We start from the raw sequence: 14486 nt of genomic DNA, 5'->3' as shown, positions 1-14486 counted from the left end.
GGCCGCGAGCGGGGCCACCGGCGCGACGGCAGGCGAGGGGGTGATGGCGGGCTCGGGCTCGGGCACCGGTGCCAAGGCCGGCTCGGGCTCGGGTTCGGGTTCGGGTTCGGGTTCGAGTCGCGGTTCCGGCTCGGCGGCGGTAAGGGACAGGGGCTCGGACTCAGGCTCCGCCTCGGGCGCCGCCCGCAGTCGCAGCGACTCCGGCGCGGGTTCGCGCTCGGCGGAGACGGCGCCCAGCGACGGCAGCTCGTAGGCCTCTTCGTCGTCCTGGGGACGACGGGCAGCCAGCCCCAGGGCCGGTGCCGGCTCTTCCTGCGGCGTGGTCACGGCGGACGGTGCGGCCACGGCGGGCAGCGCCATGGGAGCGACCGGCGCGCGGCGCTGTTCTTCCAGGGCGCCCAGGCGGGCGACCTCGGCGTCCAGCTCCAGGTGGCTCAGGTCCAGTTCGTCATGGGGCCAGGCCGCTTCGCTGGGCGTGGGCGCCGGCGCGGTCACGGGTGGTGCCGGCGCGGGCTCAGGGGCCGTCAGGGGCGCGGCCTGGTTGCTGGCGTTGAACACTTCCAGGCAGACGCCACAGCGTACGTCGCCATCCGCGGCGGCTAGGTGTTCCTGGGTGACACGGAAGCGGGTATGGCAATGCGGACACTGGGCGACGAGGGATTCGGTCATGGCGAGGCGACAGCCAGGGAGTGAAGCGCGCTAGTGTACCCGAAGGCCCTGGCGAAAGAAGGGCCTCCACCGGGCCGCCGGGTGAGCGGACCGGTGGCGCCGCTGCGCATCAGCGGCGGCGGGTCCCGCTGATGCGCACCCAGCCGTCGAGGGTGGCGGTGGGTTCCAGGTCGAAGCAGCCGGCGTAGGCGGCGCGGACGTCCTCGGCCTGCTCGGCGAGGATGCCGGAGAGGGCCAGGCGACCGCCGATGCGGGTCAGGCGGGTGATCTGCTCGGCCAGGCCGACCAGCGGACCGGCGAGGATGTTGGCCACCACCACGTCGGCCTGCTCGCCTGGCAGATCGGCGGGCAGGTACAGCGGAAAGCGGGCCGGATCGATGCCGTTGCGGTTGGCGTTCTCGCGCGAGGCTTCGAGGGCCTGAACGTCGATGTCGGTGCCCACGGCGCGCTCGGCGCCCAGCAGTAGGGCGGCGATGGCGAGGATGCCCGAGCCGCAGCCGAAATCCAGCACCTGCCGGCCGGCGACCGGTTCGCCGTCCAGCCACTGCAGGCACAGCGAGGTGGTGGGATGGGTGCCGGTGCCAAAGGCCAGGCCCGGATCCAGCAGCAGATTGACAGCTTCGGGTTCCGGGGCCTCGTGCCAGCTGGGGACGATCCACAGCCGCTGGCCGAAGCGCATGGGCTGGAAGTTGTCCATCCAGCTGCGTTCCCACTCCTGGTCTTCCAGACGCTCCACCTCGTAGGTCAGGCCGTTGGCCAGCAGCTGCACGCGCTGTTCCAGGGCGGCGGCGTCGGTATCGCCTTCGAACAGCGCCAGCAGGTGGGTCTGGGACCACAGCGGGGTGGTGCCGAGATCCGGTTCGAAGATCGGCTGGTCCTCGGCGTCCATGAAGGTCACCGAGACGGCGCCCAGTTCGAGCATGAGGTCTTCGTAGGTTTCCGCCTGGGCGGGCGTGAGGGCGAGGCGGACTTGCAGCCAGGACATGGTGGGCTACCTGAATCGGGTCAAAGCGGGGAGGGTAAATGAAAACGGGCTGCCCGAGGGCAGCCCGTTTACTAGGTAAGAAGCCGGCGGTACGAGCGAGCCAGGTCAGGCAAGGCGGAAATCGCGAGGGAAGCCCATTCTACCCAGGGTAAATGAGCATTCCGACGGGGCCGCCCAGGCCGGGCTGGCGATCCAGGCGCTTTCCAACGCCGCCTGGCCGACGCGCAGTCGTCACGTCCTTAGTGGCGCATGCCGAGCTTCTTCTCCAGATAGTGGATGTTCACCGCGCCCTGGCCGAAGGCCTGGTCGCGGGTCAGCATCCGATGCAGATCGGCGTTGGTCTTGATGCCGTCGACGATCAGCTCGTCCAGGGCGTTGCGCATCCGGGCCATGGCCTCTTCGCGGGTCTTGCCCCAGGTGATCAGCTTGGCGATCAGCGAATCGTAGTTCGGCGGAACCTTGTAGCCGCTGTACAGGTGCGAATCCACCCGCACGCCGTTGCCGCCCGGTGCATGGTAGTGCTTGACCAGACCCGGGGAGGGCATGAAGGTCTTGGGGTCTTCGGCGTTGATCCGGCACTCGATGGCGTGACCGGTGATCTTGATGTCTTCCTGCTTGATCGACAGCGGATTGCCAGCGGCGATGCTGAGCATCTCCTTGACGATGTCGACCCCGGTGATCATCTCGGTCACCGGATGCTCCACCTGCACGCGGGTGTTCATCTCGATGAAGTAGAAGCGGCCGTCTTCGTAGAGGAACTCGAAGGTGCCGGCGCCCCGGTAGCCGATGTCGACGCAGGCCTTGACGCAGCGCGCCAGGACCTCTTCGCGGGCCTTCTCGTCGATCTGGGGCGCAGGCGCCTCCTCGATGACCTTCTGGTGCCGGCGCTGCAGCGAGCAGTCGCGGTCGTAGAGGTGCACGGCGTTGCCCTGGCCATCGGAGAGCACCTGGACTTCCACGTGACGCGGATTGCCGAGGAACTTCTCCATGTAGACCATGGAGTTGCCAAAGGCGGCGCCGGCTTCGGTCTGGGTCAGCTTGATCGACTTGATCAGCTCGGCCTCGTCCTCGACCACGCGCATGCCGCGACCACCACCGCCACCGGCGGCCTTGATGATCACCGGATAGCCGACTTCGCGGCCGATGCGCAGGCACTCGGCCTCGTCATCCGGCAGGGCGCCGTCGGAACCCGGTACGGTGGGCACGCCGGCCTGCTTCATGGCGTTCTTGGCGGACACCTTGTCGCCCATCAGGCGAATCACGTCGGCGGTGGGGCCGACGAAGGCGAATCCGGACTGCTCCACCTGTTCGGCGAAGTCAGCGTTCTCGGCGAGAAAGCCGTAGCCGGGGTGGATGGCGGTGGCGCCGGTGACTTCCGCGGCACTGATGATGGCCGGAATGTTCAGGTAGGACAGGGGCGAGGGGGCCGGGCCGATGCACACCGATTCGTCGGCGAGGGACAGATGCATCAGTTCGCGGTCGGCGGTGGAATGAACCGCCACCGTCTTGATGCCCAGCTCCTTGCAGGCACGCACCACGCGCAGGGCGATTTCCCCGCGGTTGGCGATCAGGACTTTTTCCAGCATCGTGGGCTCCACGGGCTTAGACAATGGTGAACAGCGGCTGGTCGAATTCGACGGGCTGACCGTTCTCGACCAGCACCTGGCCGATGGTGCCGCTGGCTTCGGCTTCGATGTGGTTCATCATCTTCATGGCTTCGACGATGCACAGGATGTCGCCTTTCTTCACCTGCTGGCCGACTTCGACAAAGGCCGGAGTGGTGGGCGAGGACGCGCGGTAGAAGGTGCCGACCATGGGCGAGCGAGCCACGTTACCGGTCAGTTGCGGAGCGGCGGCTTCGCTAGCCGGCACAGCAGCGGCCGGGGCGGCCGGAGCAGGCGCGGCGACCGGCGCGGGAGCGGCGGCGTAGACGGTCTGCATGCCCTGGTTGCGGCCGGTGTTGCGGCTGATGCGGACGGACTCTTCGCCTTCGCGGATTTCCAGCTCGTCGATACCGGACTCTTCCAGCAACTCGATCAGTTTCTTGACTTTACGGATGTCCATTGGCGTTGGCTCTCCCCTCGGGTTCAGGTGATGTTCTGGATATTGGGTCGCGCTCAGCCGCGGGCGGCGAGCTGTTCGCAGGCGGCTTCCAGCGCCAAGCGATAGCCACTGGCGCCGAGCCCGCAGATGACACCGACCGCCACATCGGAAAAATAGGAGTGGTGGCGGAAGGCTTCGCGCTTGTGCACGTTCGACAGGTGCACTTCGATGAATGGGATGCTCACCGCGAGCAAGGCGTCACGTAGAGCGACACTGGTATGGGTGAAGGCAGCCGGATTGATCAGGATGAAATCCACCCCTTCGTCGCGCGCGGCGTGGATGCGTTCGATCAGCAGGTGTTCGGCGTTGCTCTGCAGCGACTGCAGGCGATGCCCCGCTGCGGTGGCGCGGGCTTCGAGGTCGGCGTTGATCTGGGCCAGGGTGGTGGCACCGTAGACGCCCGGCTCACGGGTACCCAGCAGATTCAGGTTGGGCCCGTGCAGTACCAGCAGATGCGCCATAGCCACTTGCCTCGCGATTTCGCAACCAGATTGGCCGCGGACTATGCCGCAACCGGAGGTGACTGTCCAGTCGCTAGACGTTTGCCGGAAATGCCCGCACGTTGGGCGAAATTCTTTTAATCGCTGGTGATAAGCCTTTTTGCTTCGTCGAGTCGGCCGAGAAAGCCCGCGGCATCGATTTCGCCGACGATGCGCGCCTTGGCCTGCTCCCGGCCGCTGGCATCGTAGAACAGGATCGCCGGCGGGCCGAACAGGCCGTGCTGCTCCAGCCACTGGCGCTGTTCCCGGGTGCTTTGCGTCATATCGAAACGGATCAGCGTGAAGTCGCGCAATTGTGCCCGGATCTCGGGATTGCCGAAGACCTCGCGCTCGATCAGCTTGCAGCTGATGCACCAGTCGGCATAGACGTCCACCAGCAGGGGTCGCCCGCTGCCGAGGCTGCTCGCCAGGGCGGTGGGATCGTTCAGGCTGCGCATGACCTCCGCGCGGGCAGCCACGGCGGGTGCCGCGGCGTCGCCCAGCGGCCGCAGGGGATCGCTGGCGCCGCGCAGGGCGCCGATGCCGGCGGCCGCGCCATAGACCACCAGGGCCAGGCCCGCCAGTTGCGACAGGCGCTGGCGGGGCGGCTTGGGGACGAATTCCAGGGCGCCAAGGAACAGCCCGGCCCCGGCGGCCAGCAGGCCCCAGGCCGCCAGCGCCAGGGGGCCCGGCAGGAGGCGTTCAAGCAGCCACAGGGCTACCGCCAGCAGCAGTACGCCGAATGCATTGCGCATGCCCACCAGCCAGGCGCCGCTGCGTGGCAGCAGGGCGCCGCCGCCGGCGGCGATGAGGATCAGCGGGGCGCCCATGCCCAGGCCCAGGGCGAACAGCGCCAGGCCGCCGCCGAGCCAGTCGGCGGTGCTGCTGATATAGAGCAGGAGGCCCGCCAGGGGCGCCGAGACGCAGGGCGAGACGATCAGGCTGGAGAGCACGCCGAGGGTGGCCGCACCGCCCAGGGAGCCGCCGCGGGTGCCGCTGGCGAGCTGTTCCAGGCGCTCGCGCAGGGCCGCCGGCAGGCGCAGTTCGAAGAGGCCGAACATGGCCAGGGCGAACAGCGCGAACAGCGCGGCGAAGGGAATCAGTACCCAGGCCGACTGCAATTGCGCCTGCAGGTTGAGACTGGCGCCAAAGACGCCCATGAGCGCGCCCAGGGCGGCGAAGCTCAGCGCCATGGGCACCACGTAGGCCAGCGCCAGCAGCAGGCCACGGCCCGGGCGCGCCTTGCCGGCCAGGACCACCGCCGAGACGATGGGCAGCATCGGCAGGACGCAGGGGGTGAAGGTCAGTCCCAGGCCGGCGAGGAAGGCCAGCAGGATTCTGTTCCACCCCACCTGGTCAGGGGCGGGGGCGGTGACCGCCGGGCTCGCCGCGGAGGCGGCCGTGGGGCCGGCGATTTCCAGGGTGCGGGTTTCCGGCGGATAGCAGAGGCCGCGATCGGCGCAGCCCTGGTAGGTCACCTTGATTTGGCCGCCGCGGTCGAGCGCGAGGGGCAGGGGGATGTCGACGCCGGCATGATAGACCTGGACGTCGCCGAACCATTCGTCGTGCTTGGGCTCGCCAGGTGGCAGGGCCACCGGCGCGTTCAGCAGGCCGGGGTCGGCGTCGAAGGCGAAGCGCTGCCGATAGAGGTAATAGCCCTCGGCGATGATGAAGCGCACCTGGGGACGGCCTTCGGCGTCGCGACGCTGCTCCAGGCGAAAGGCCTGGTCCACCGGCAGGAATTGCTGACTGGGACGCTGACCGTCCAGGCCCAATGCGGCCGTCGGGCGCGGCGCATCGAACAGGCCGGCGGCGGCGGGCAGGGTCAGCAGCAGGGTGAGCAGGAACAGCAGGACACGCATGGGCTTCTCGGCGATCGGCAGCCGCCGATCATAGCAGAGGCATCCGGTTGGTCTGGCTAGACGTACTGGCGCACGCAATTGCGTCCTGCATGCTTGGCGGCATAGAGGGCTTCGTCCGCCTGCTTGGCCAGCGTGGGCATCTCCTGTCCGGGCTGCAGTTGCGCTACGCCGGCGCTGAAGGTGCAGCTGAGTTCCTTGGGCGGCGCCGGATAGTGGATCTCGGCGAAGCGCTGGCGGATCTCGTCGATCAGGCGAGTGGCGGTGGCCAGGTCGGTATCGGGCAGCACGATGGCGAACTCCTCGCCGCCATAGCGGCCGATATGGTCGGACTTGCGCAGGCGTTGCTTGAGGAACAGCGCCAGGCTCTTGATCACCCGATCGCCCATGGGGTGGCCGTAGTGGTCGTTGACCTGCTTGAAGTGGTCGATGTCCAGCATGGCGAAGGTGATCGGCCGCTGGCTACGCCGCGCGCGGAAGCAGGCATCTTCCAGCAGCTGCAGGGTGTGGGTGTGGTTGTACAGGCCGGTGAGGCTGTCCTGGACGATGCGCGCCTGCAGGCTGCGGGCCCGGGCGGCGCGGGTGCGCACCGTGGCGATCAGGTGGCGTGGCTTGATCGGCTTGGTGAGGAAGTCGTCGCCGCCCTCGCTCATGGCGTCCAGCTGCTTGTCGAGGTCGTCCTCGGCCGACAGATAGATGATGGGCACGCTGACATAGCGTTCGTGCTGGCGGATGACCTTGGCCAGCTCGGTGCCGGTGCACTCGGGCATGTACATGTCGAGGATGATCAGGTCGGGCACGAATTCGGCCAGGTGCGCCATCACCGCGCCGGGCTGCATCAGGGTGCGGGTGACGATCCCGGCACTGTTGAGCGCCATTTCCGTGGCCATGGCCTGGGCGCGGGAGTCGTCCACCACCAGGGCACGGATCGGATCGTAGTAGACGGTGCGGGTGAGGATCTCGATCTTTTCCAGCAGCCGCGCCGAATCCAGGGTGCCGGTATAGAACTCCTGGCCGCCGGCGCGCACCGCGGCCAGGCGGAAGGGGGTGTCGGCTTCCTGGTGGCTGTAGAACAGTACCGGCAGCTTGCGCTCCAGACCGCTCTGGGCTTCCAGCGCCAGCTGGATGCCGGCGCCCGCGCCGCCGAAGTCCACGTCCATGACGATGACCGCCGGGTGACGGCTGTCCATCATCGCGCGGAAGTCGTCGGCGCCAGGGATGATCTGGATGGTGACGCCGAAGTATTCCATCTGCTGCGCCAGCCGCTCGGCGCGCTCGCTGTCGAGCAGGGCGATGTAGATCGGCTTGCGCAGCGGCGGCAGGCTGGTGGTCTCCAGCTGGTCGCCCTGGCGCAGCCCGGTGCGCGACAGGCTCTGCATGGCCTGGCTGAGTTCGGTGATGGCCTGGCTGTTGAGGCGACCGCGATTGGCGGTGACCTGGGCCAGGGAGGCACCGATGGCCTCGGCGAGCTCGGCGTGACCCTGCTGCTCGAAGCGCTTGGCATATTGCAGCAGGCGCGCGTTGGCGTCGGTCAGCTCGACCAGGCTGCCGGCCGTCCACTCGTCTCGTTGCAGCCGTTGCCAGATCTCCAGCACCTGGCGCGACTGGTGGATGACCCGTTGCGCGAAGTGCAGCTTGAGGCGGTCCCGGCTCGGATCATCTGGTTCGCTCACGAATTGTTCCGTCATTCTTGAGGTGGTGGCCCTATGCTACCAATTGCTGGCTGGCAGGGGAGGGGCGGTACCCTGGTTAGCGGCGGCTATGCCGCTCGCATGGACACTGTCGGTCGCTTCTGGAGTAGCGTCCGTCGCCTGTTACCCTAGTCTCGAAAGCGGCTGTCCAGGTGCGTCGTGCCCGCACCGCCGTCGATGGCGGCGCAACCGGCGTCGCCGGCTGGGGTCCAAGCGCCAACATCTTTGAAATCATTGCAAGGAATTGCCCATGCGGGAGTGGAACTTGAGGTCGGGATGGCTCCGGCTGGTGGCAGTGCTGATCGCGCTCTACCTGCTGGTCACCCTGGCGATAGGCTGGTACTGGAGTCGCGAACCGGATTTCTTCCCGGTGCAGCAGCATGCCCAGGAGGCGGCCGCGGCCAGTGGTCGCAAGCTGGTGCTCGGCTACACCACGGTTGAGACCCTCAAGCAGGTGGCCGGCACCCTGCTGGACAAGCCGGGCGGCTATCTCTCCAACGACATCTTCCCGCCGGGCCTGTGGCTCGACGACATGCCGTCCTGGGAATACGGCGTGCTGGTGCAGACCCGCGATCTGGCGCGCGCCCTGCGCAAGGACTTCGCCCGTTCCCAGTCGCAGTCCACCGAGGACGTCGACCTGGCCCAGGCCGAGCCGCGCTTCAACTTCGACAACCACAGCTGGGCCATGCCCTCGTCGGAGTCGGAATACCGCGCCGGCATCGCTTCCCTGGATCGCTACCTGGCGCGCCTGGGTGGCCAGAATACCCAGGGCCAGCCCACCGCCTACTTCTATTCACGCTCGGACAACCTGCGCAACTGGCTGGGTGATGTGGAGACCCGCCTGGGTTCGCTGTCTCAGCGGCTGTCCGCCAGCGTCGGCCGGGTGCGCCTGGACGCCGAGGTACGGCCGAATCAGGACATCCCCGCCGGCCAGGTGCCGGAAGTGCACGAGCAGCGCGTCGAGACGCCCTGGCTGCAGATCGACAACGTCTTCTACGAGGCCCGTGGTCAGGCCTGGGCGCTGTCACACATCCTGCGCGCCATTGAGGTGGACTTCGCCGACACCCTGGCCAAGAAGAACGCCACGGTCAACGTGCGCGAGATCATCCGCGAACTGGAAGCGGCGCAGCAGCCGGTCTGGAGTCCGATGATCCTCAACGGCAGTGGCTTCGGCATCCTGGCCAACCATTCGCTGGTGATCGCCAACTACATCTCCCGCGCCAACGCCGCCATCATCGACCTGCGCCAGTTGCTGGAACAGGGCTGATGACGCCGGATGCTCGCGAAGCGGCGCATCGCGCCGCCTCCGACCGGGAGCTGGTGGTCTGGGTCGATCGCGACGACCGCATCCAGGGTGAGGTGCCACGGGCGGAATTGCGTGCCCGCGGCCTGATCGGTCGCTGTACCTTCATCCTGCTGTTCAATGACCGCGGCGAACTCTGCGTGCACCGGCGCACCCTGAGCAAGGCGCTCTACCCGGGCTACTGGGACGTGGCCGCCGGCGGCATGGTGGCGCCGGGCGAGAGCTATGCGCAATCGGCGGCCCGCGAGCTGGCCGAGGAACTGGGGGTCAGCGGCGTACCCCTGCGCGAGCACGGCACCTTCTATTTCGAGGAGCCGGGCAATCGCCTCTGGGGCGGCGTTTTCAGCGCCCACTGGAACGGCCCGCTGCGGCTGCAGCCGGAAGAGGTGCTGGAGGCACGCTTCCTGGCTCCGGCGGCGATTCTCGCCGAGGCTCGTCAGCGGCCCTATTGCCCGGATTCGCTGGCGGCCCTGCGCCTGGCCATCAGCCGGGCGGATGTCGCATCCCTGCCTTAATTTCTCGCATTCGCGCCTTAGCATCCGCGGGCGATGCTGCTACATTGCGCGGCCCCGGACCAGCGCGGCCCGTGCCGGCCGGCGCTGCATCCAAGGTTTCCTCCAGGCGCCCGGCGTCTGAACCAGACTGGGAGGACCGTCCCTTGAGCAAGAAAACCTCGTCGCTGGCGGATCTCAGCCGGCTGGTGTACTCCACCGACGTCGGCCGCATTCGCCCGGAAGACCCCCAGGCAGCGGCCCCGACCGGCGACGGCATCGCCCGGGTCCGGCGCGAGACCAAGGGCCGTGGCGGCAAGACAGTGACCACGGTCAGCGGCGTCCCCCTGGACGAGGAAGCCCTCAAGGACCTGGCCAGCGCGCTCAAGCGGCGCTGCGGGACCGGCGGGGCGCTCAAGGATGGCGTCATCGAGATCCAGGGCGACCATGTCGACCTGCTGCTCGGCGAACTCGAAAAACGCGGCTTCAAGACCAGGCGGTCGGGCGGCTAGGCCAGGCCTTCTAGCTCCCGCGTACAACTTACCGCCCCTGGCGGCGGTCCATCCAAAGCAAGATTCCCTACAGGAGATTCCCGCGAATGTCCCCACGACGCACGCGCAAAGATGACGGCAGCCAGTGGACCGTGGCGGACAGCCGCAGCGTCTATGGTATTCGCCACTGGGGTGCCGGCTACTTCGCCATCAGCGATGCCGGCAACGTCGAAGTCCGCCCCCACGGCCCGGACGGCCAGCCGATCGACCTCCATGTGCTGGTCGGCCAGCTGCGCGAAGCGGGGCTGTCGCTGCCGCTGCTGGTGCGTTTCCCCGACATTCTCCAGGGCCAGGTGCGCCACCTGACCGGCGCCTTTGATCGCAACATCGAGCGTCTCGACTACCAGGGCCGCTACACCGCCCTCTATCCGATCAAGGTCAACCAGCAAGAAGCGGTGGTGGAAAACATCATCGCCACCCGCGACGTCTCCATCGGGCTGGAAGCCGGTTCCAAGCCGGAGCTGATGGCGGTGCTGGCGCTGGCGCCCAAGGGCGGCACCATCGTCTGCAACGGCTACAAGGACCGCGAATTCATTCGCCTGGCGCTGATGGGCCAGAAGCTGGGCCACAGCGTCTTCATCGTCATCGAGAAGGAATCCGAGGTCCCGCTGGTGATCGAGGAGGCGGCCGAGCTCAAGGTCACCCCCCAGATCGGCCTGCGCGTGCGGCTGTCGTCCCTGGCGTCGAGCAAATGGGCCGATACCGGTGGCGAGAAGTCCAAGTTCGGTCTCTCCGCTGCCCAGTTGCTGTCGGTGATCGAGCGCTTCCGCGCCGCCGGCCTGGAGCAGGGCGTGCGCCTGCTGCACTTCCACATGGGTTCGCAGATCGCCAACCTGGCCGACTATCGCCAGGGCTTCCGCGAAGCCATCCGCTACTATGCCGAGCTGCGCGCCCTGGGCCTGCCGCTGGATCACATCGACGTCGGTGGCGGTCTGGGCGTGGACTACGACGGCACCCATTCGCGCAATGCCAGCTCGATCAACTACGACATGGACGACTACGCCGGTACCGTGGTTGGCATGCTCAAGGAATTCTGCGACCAGCAGGAATTGCCGCATCCCAATATCTTCTCGGAAAGTGGCCGCGCCATGACCGCGCACCATGCCATGCTGGTGATGCAGGTCACCGACGTCGAGCGCCACAACGACAGCGTGCCGGCCAGCGAGCGCTTCGAAGGCAAGGCCGAGGTGGTGCAGTGGCTGGCCGAGCTGCTCGGCGACACCGATCCGGAGATGGTCACCGAGACCTACTGGCGCGCCACCCAGTACGTCAGCGAAGCCGCCGCCCAGTACGCCTCCGGCACCCTGAGCCTGAGCGACAAGGCGCTGGCCGAGCAGTGCTACTTCGCCATCTGCCGCCGCCTCTACAACCAGCTCAAGGCACGCCAGCGCTCCCATCGCCAGGTGCTCGACGAACTCAACGACAAGCTGGCCGACAAGTACATCTGCAACTTCTCGGTGTTCCAGAGCCTGCCCGACACCTGGGCCATCGACCAGATCCTGCCCATCGTGCCCCTGACCCGCCTGGACGAGGAGCCGGTGCGCCGTGCCGTGCTGCAGGACCTGACCTGCGACTCGGACGGCAAGATCAAGCAGTACGTCGACGAGCAGAGCATCGAGACCAGCCTGCCGGTGCACGAGGTGCGCGAAGGCGAGGACTATCTGCTGGCAGTGTTCCTGGTGGGCGCCTATCAGGAGATCCTCGGCGACATGCACAACCTGTTCGGCGACACCGACTCGGTGAACGTCTACCAGGACGCCGACGGCAGCGTGCGCCACGGCGGCATCGAGACCCACGACACCATCGAGGACATGCTCAGGTACGTGCACCTCTCGCCCGAGGAACTGATGACCTACTACCGCGACAAGGTCGCCAGCGCGCGCCTCACCGCGCGCGAACGCACCCAGTTCCTCGACGCCATGCGCCTGGGGTTGACCCGCTCCTCCTATCTCGCCAGCTAAGAAGCCGCTCACGATCTGCTGCGCGTCGGCCAAGCGGCGTTGAAAACGCCTTCGAAATGCTCATTTACTATTTGTAAATTCCGCTTTCTTAGGCATTTTCGTCTTGCTTGGCTCTAGCTCGCGAAATCGTGAACAGCTTCTGACGAAGCGAACCCTGGCGGCGGGGCGGGCTCTATAGCCTTGCCGTCAGGACGAGAGGAGGCAGTTATGAAGGGGCGCATGGCGCTGTTGTTGGTGGGCGGTCTGCTGCTGGCCGGCTGCGGCAAGGTCAATCAGGAAAACTATTCCCGGCTCAAGGCCGGCCAGACCAAGGCCGAGGTGGAACAGGTCCTGGGTGCACCCACGGAATGCGCGGGCGCCCTGGGCGTCACCACCTGTACCTGGGGCGATCGCGGCTCCTTCATCAGCGTGCAGTATCTCAACGACAAGGTGGCGATGTTCGCCGGGCAGGGTCTGCGATGAAAACCTCTACCAAGATTCTACTGCTGGCGGGCGCCGCCGGACTGCTCGCGGCCTGCGCCAGTGGTCCGCGCGAGGTCCCGCCGCTCACCGCGGGCAATGTCGATCTGCAGCGTTACCAGGGCCAATGGTACGAGGTGGCGCGGCTGCCGATGTTCTTCCAGCGCAAGTGCGCCCAGTCCGACGCCAACTATCACGTCATGGCCGATGGCTCGGTAGCCGTGTTCAATCGCTGCCGCACCCTGGACGGCAAGGTCCAGGAAGCCACGGGTACCGCCACCCCGATCAAGCCGGGCGTGACCGATCGCCTGGAAGTGCGTTTCGACACCTGGTTCAGTGGCGTGCTGCCCAATGTGGCCAAGGGACCCTACTGGATCCTCTATGTCGATGACGACTACAAGACCGCCCTGGTCGGCAGCCCGGATCGCAAATACCTCTGGTTGCTGGCGCGCAAGCCCGAGATTTCCGCGGCGCAGAGCGAGAAGCTGCTGCGTATCGCCCGCGAGAAAGGCTACAACCTCAATCGTCTGGTCTGGCGCGAGACCGACGCCCACATGCCCTAGGCCTCAGGAGCATCCCCGTGAAACTCTGGACCGACGCCTTTTCCGATAACGCCTTCATGCCCAAGCGCCACGAATTCGACGTGGCCGATTTCGGCGCCCACGGCGAGAACATCTCGCCCGCCTTGCAGTGGGCCGATCTACCCGCCGATACCAAGAGCCTCGCGCTGACCGTTTACGATCCCGATGCCCCTACCGGTAGCGGTTTCTGGCACTGGGTGGTGGTCAACATCCCGGTCGGCACTCAGGGTCTGGCGGAAGACGCCGGTCGCGCCGATGGTTCGGGCCTGCCCGCAGGTGCACTGCAACTGATCAACGACTACGGCACCCGTGGCTTTGGTGGCGCGGCGCCGCCCAAGGGCGACAAGCCGCACCGCTACATCTTTCAGCTGCATGCGCTCAAGGTCGATCAGCTGCCGGTGCCGGCGGACGCCACCAATGCGGTCGGCCGCTTCATGATCCATCTCAACCAGCTGGCTTCGGCGACCTACACCGGTCTCTACGAGATCAAGTGAGGCAGCGGGTGGGCTAGAGCTCGTCCGTCGTGGTCGCCAGGCGGATGCCTGCCGCACGCATCTCGGCCAGGAACGTCTCGCCCTGGGCTTCGAAGCCCGGTACCGAATGACTGCAGTCGGTGAGCAGCACCAGGTCCTGGCGCCGATCCAGCGGCCAGTATTCCAGCAGATCGCGCAGGGTACTGGCCACGCAGTGTGACAGCGCCTCGCCCGCCACCAGCAGGGTGTCGGCGGACTGCAACCGGGCGATCAGTCCGGCGTCCAGTGCAGTGCCCGGGTCCGCTGGATCCAGGACCTCGGCACGCAGCGCCGAATAATGTTCGGTGTGGGGATTGCCGCCCTTGGCGATGAATTCCACCAGGCGTCCCTGCTGCCGTCCCCAGCCATTGAGCGCCTGGTGCACATCCTGCTGGACGCCATGGCCCCAGCCACCCACCAGGCAGTGCTCCGGCCAGATCACCAGGCGATAGCGACCCCCGGCCTCCAGGGCCTGCACATAGGCCAGCGCACGGGCGCGCTCGGCCGGATCGCGGGTCTGCCAGCGACCGCTGGCCACGTCGTCCGCGCTGATCTGGGTAAAGGGCGCCGGCGGCCGGCCCCGGGCATCCTGCCAGCCGTGCGGGTGGGCGATGTGCAGCGGCTGATGGGAGTCCAGGGTCACCCGGACCGCGGTGAGTCGGGCACCCAGGCGTTCGATCAGGGCGGCGACACGCTGCAGCCCGGCTACCGCGCCGGGCACCGGCAGGGCCGCCCCCGGCAGGTCGCAGAAATCGTTTTGCGGATCGATCAGCAGCAATTGCAGCTTGGCATGGGGCATGGCGATCTCCTTGGTGACGGGCTGTCGATGGTGCGGGCGCCGC

Annotated in this window: 15 protein-coding genes; 7 read left to right on the top strand and 8 right to left on the bottom strand. The window is 67.2% G+C overall.

The genetic code is table 11. The features are described from left to right. The 7 genes from GSQ95_RS26265 to GSQ95_RS06575 all read right to left on the bottom strand — a co-directional run. The coding region (locus tag GSQ95_RS26265; RefSeq protein ID WP_218580193.1) for an MJ0042-type zinc finger domain-containing protein at window positions 1-669 on the bottom strand (669 nt) is incomplete at its 3' end. A 109-nt stretch (window positions 670-778) separates the two neighbouring features. Next, window positions 779-1654 (bottom strand): 50S ribosomal protein L11 methyltransferase, encoded by an 876-nt coding sequence (gene prmA, locus GSQ95_RS06600; protein ID WP_158890978.1) that lies wholly within the window; start codon window positions 1652-1654, stop codon window positions 779-781. A gap of 239 nt (window positions 1655-1893) precedes the next feature. Then, window positions 1894-3240 (bottom strand): acetyl-CoA carboxylase biotin carboxylase subunit, encoded by a 1347-nt coding sequence (gene accC, locus GSQ95_RS06595; RefSeq protein WP_158890976.1) that lies wholly within the window; start codon window positions 3238-3240, stop codon window positions 1894-1896. A gap of 16 nt (window positions 3241-3256) precedes the next feature. Continuing rightward, window positions 3257-3718: an acetyl-CoA carboxylase biotin carboxyl carrier protein gene (accB, locus tag GSQ95_RS06590; protein ID WP_158890973.1), complete on the bottom strand. Its 462-nt coding sequence runs from the start codon at window positions 3716-3718 to the stop codon at window positions 3257-3259. Window positions 3719-3771: 53 nt separating this feature from the next. Further along, window positions 3772-4218, bottom strand: a complete 447-nt coding sequence (gene aroQ, locus GSQ95_RS06585) for a type II 3-dehydroquinate dehydratase (protein WP_017641056.1) — start codon at window positions 4216-4218, stop codon at window positions 3772-3774. A gap of 116 nt (window positions 4219-4334) precedes the next feature. After that, window positions 4335-6098, bottom strand: a complete 1764-nt coding sequence (gene dsbD / locus GSQ95_RS06580) for a protein-disulfide reductase DsbD (RefSeq protein ID WP_158890971.1) — start codon at window positions 6096-6098, stop codon at window positions 4335-4337. Between the two features lie 56 nt (window positions 6099-6154). Next, entirely contained in the window at window positions 6155-7768 is a 1614-nt protein-coding gene (locus GSQ95_RS06575) for a PleD family two-component system response regulator (RefSeq protein WP_158890969.1), read from the bottom strand. A 268-nt stretch (window positions 7769-8036) separates the two neighbouring features. Here GSQ95_RS06575 and GSQ95_RS06570 point away from each other — a divergent pair, with 268 nt between their 5' ends. From GSQ95_RS06570 to GSQ95_RS06540, 7 genes are all read left to right on the top strand, one after another. Next, entirely contained in the window at window positions 8037-9053 is a 1017-nt protein-coding gene (locus GSQ95_RS06570; RefSeq protein WP_158890967.1) for a DUF2333 family protein, read from the top strand. After that, window positions 9053-9604: an NUDIX hydrolase gene (locus tag GSQ95_RS06565; protein ID WP_158890965.1), complete on the top strand. Its 552-nt coding sequence runs from the start codon at window positions 9053-9055 to the stop codon at window positions 9602-9604. The genes GSQ95_RS06570 and GSQ95_RS06565 overlap by 1 nt, the downstream gene beginning before the upstream one ends. Window positions 9605-9747: 143 nt before the next feature. Beyond that, the gene (locus GSQ95_RS06560) at window positions 9748-10092 is read left to right on the top strand and encodes a translation initiation factor Sui1 (RefSeq protein ID WP_158890963.1); all 345 of its coding nucleotides are present in this window, start codon (window positions 9748-9750) and stop codon (window positions 10090-10092) included. A gap of 86 nt (window positions 10093-10178) precedes the next feature. Then, complete coding sequence (gene speA, locus GSQ95_RS06555; protein WP_158890961.1) at window positions 10179-12092, top strand: arginine decarboxylase; 1914 nt, start codon at window positions 10179-10181, stop codon at window positions 12090-12092. 207 nt (window positions 12093-12299) lie between these two features. Continuing rightward, window positions 12300-12554 (top strand): hypothetical protein, encoded by a 255-nt coding sequence (locus GSQ95_RS06550; protein ID WP_133861518.1) that lies wholly within the window; start codon window positions 12300-12302, stop codon window positions 12552-12554. After that, a complete protein-coding gene (locus GSQ95_RS06545; protein WP_158890959.1) occupies window positions 12551-13114 on the top strand; it encodes a lipocalin family protein in 564 nt (187 codons plus the stop codon). Before GSQ95_RS06550 ends, GSQ95_RS06545 begins: the two co-directional genes overlap by 4 nt. A gap of 17 nt (window positions 13115-13131) precedes the next feature. Continuing rightward, window positions 13132-13626, top strand: coding sequence for a YbhB/YbcL family Raf kinase inhibitor-like protein (locus GSQ95_RS06540; protein WP_158890957.1), 495 nt, complete (start codon window positions 13132-13134; stop codon window positions 13624-13626). Between the two features lie 13 nt (window positions 13627-13639). On the opposite strand, the gene GSQ95_RS06535 is transcribed toward GSQ95_RS06540, so the two are convergent. After that, window positions 13640-14443: a hypothetical protein gene (locus GSQ95_RS06535; protein WP_158890955.1), complete on the bottom strand. Its 804-nt coding sequence runs from the start codon at window positions 14441-14443 to the stop codon at window positions 13640-13642. Window positions 14444-14486 lie beyond the last annotated feature (43 nt).

Origin of the sequence: Pseudomonas sp. BAV 4579 (assembly GCF_009765395.1) — a bacterium.
Lineage (GTDB): Bacteria > Pseudomonadota > Gammaproteobacteria > Pseudomonadales > Pseudomonadaceae > Chryseomonas > Chryseomonas aestiva.
This window is presented reverse-complemented; position numbering and strand designations above follow the sequence as displayed.

Coding starts and splice junctions, on each gene's coding strand:
- GSQ95_RS06545 (WP_158890959.1), top strand. CDS start 12,551: ATGAAAACCTCTACCAAGATTCTACTGCTGGCGGGCGCCGCCGGACTG.
- accB (WP_158890973.1), bottom strand. CDS start 3,718: ATGGACATCCGTAAAGTCAAGAAACTGATCGAGTTGCTGGAAGAGTCC.
- GSQ95_RS06570 (WP_158890967.1), top strand. CDS start 8,037: ATGCGGGAGTGGAACTTGAGGTCGGGATGGCTCCGGCTGGTGGCAGTG.
- GSQ95_RS06565 (WP_158890965.1), top strand. CDS start 9,053: ATGACGCCGGATGCTCGCGAAGCGGCGCATCGCGCCGCCTCCGACCGG.
- dsbD (WP_158890971.1), bottom strand. CDS start 6,098: ATGCGTGTCCTGCTGTTCCTGCTCACCCTGCTGCTGACCCTGCCCGCC.
- speA (WP_158890961.1), top strand. CDS start 10,179: ATGTCCCCACGACGCACGCGCAAAGATGACGGCAGCCAGTGGACCGTG.
- aroQ (WP_017641056.1), bottom strand. CDS start 4,218: ATGGCGCATCTGCTGGTACTGCACGGGCCCAACCTGAATCTGCTGGGT.
- accC (WP_158890976.1), bottom strand. CDS start 3,240: ATGCTGGAAAAAGTCCTGATCGCCAACCGCGGGGAAATCGCCCTGCGC.
- GSQ95_RS06550 (WP_133861518.1), top strand. CDS start 12,300: ATGAAGGGGCGCATGGCGCTGTTGTTGGTGGGCGGTCTGCTGCTGGCC.
- GSQ95_RS06535 (WP_158890955.1), bottom strand. CDS start 14,443: ATGCCCCATGCCAAGCTGCAATTGCTGCTGATCGATCCGCAAAACGAT.
- prmA (WP_158890978.1), bottom strand. CDS start 1,654: ATGTCCTGGCTGCAAGTCCGCCTCGCCCTCACGCCCGCCCAGGCGGAA.